General features: G+C 75.7%; 1 protein-coding gene. It reads right to left on the reverse strand.

All coding sequences use genetic code 11. The annotated features are described in order from the left end of the window. Nucleotides 1-1097, reverse strand: a 1097-nt coding sequence (gene crtI, locus B7767_RS35455; RefSeq protein ID WP_085575647.1) for a phytoene desaturase family protein, incomplete at its 3' end; no start/stop codon positions are given. Nucleotides 1098-1100: the final 3 nt, after the last annotated feature.

Raw genomic sequence — 1100 nt, forward strand, 5'->3', positions numbered from 1 at the left:
GGGGCGAGGGACGGATCGGTCGCGGTGGGCCGGGTGATGAGCAGCGACGGGTCGCTCATCACCCGGCCGGTGCGGGTGAGCTCGTCGAAGGTGGTGCGCCAGGCGGCGCCGAAGGAGAGGGTGTGGTGCGCCAGCTGTGGCCAGGTCCGGTCGGTGCCGAGGTGCAGCACGACCGCGGAGGGGGAGTGCCGCAGCCGTACGGGGCGCCGTGGCGCGCGGCCGAGGAGCCCGTAGGCGACGGGCAGGTCGGGGGTGAGGACGACCGCGTCGCAGGGGACGCGGCCCTGGTCGGTGACGACGGCGGTGATCCGCCCGCCGGAGCGTTCCAGCCGGGTCACCCGGTGGCCGAACCGCAGGTCGGCGCCCGCGTCGGCGGCGGCGTCCGCCATGGCGCGCGGCAGCGCGTGCATCCCGCCGCGCGGGAAGTACACGCCGGCGACGGTGTCCATGTAGGCGATGACCGCGTACGCGGCCAGCGCCCGGGCCGGCGGGACGCCCGCGTACAGGGCCTGGAAGGAGAAGACCCGGCGCAGCCGCTCGTCCCGCAGGAACCGCCCGATCCGCGCGTCCAGCCGACCGAAACCGCCCAGTGCCGCCAGCCGTACGAGGTCGGCGCCCAGCAGGCCGAGCGGCGAGTCGAAGTTGGTGTCGATGAATCGGTGCGTCTGGACACGGTGCAGCCGCTCCAGCCAGTCGCGCAGCCGCAGATAGCCCGCGGCCTCACGGGCACCGGCGAACCGCTCGACCTCCGCGGCCATCGCCTCGGCCCCGGTGTGCACGTCGAGGCTGCTGCCGTCGGCGAAGCGGGCTCGGTACGCCGGGTGCAGCGGGACCAGCTCCACGCGCTTGCGCAGACTGTCGCCGACCGCGGCGAACGGCTCGTCGGCCAGATCGGGCATGGTCAGCACGGTGGGACCGGTGTCGATCCGGTACCCGTCGAGCACCGTCCGCCCGGCCCGTCCGCCGGGCAGCGCCTCCCGCTCGACGACGGTGACCCGCCGGCCCGCGCCCAGCAGGTGCAGCGCCGCCGACAGTCCGGCCAGCCCGGCCCCCACCACGACGACATGGTCCGTGCGTCCCGTCACGGTGCGGGTCACCGG

The sequence above is a fragment of the Streptomyces sp. 13-12-16 genome, from assembly GCF_002114215.1.
GTDB lineage: Bacteria > Actinomycetota > Actinomycetes > Streptomycetales > Streptomycetaceae > Streptomyces.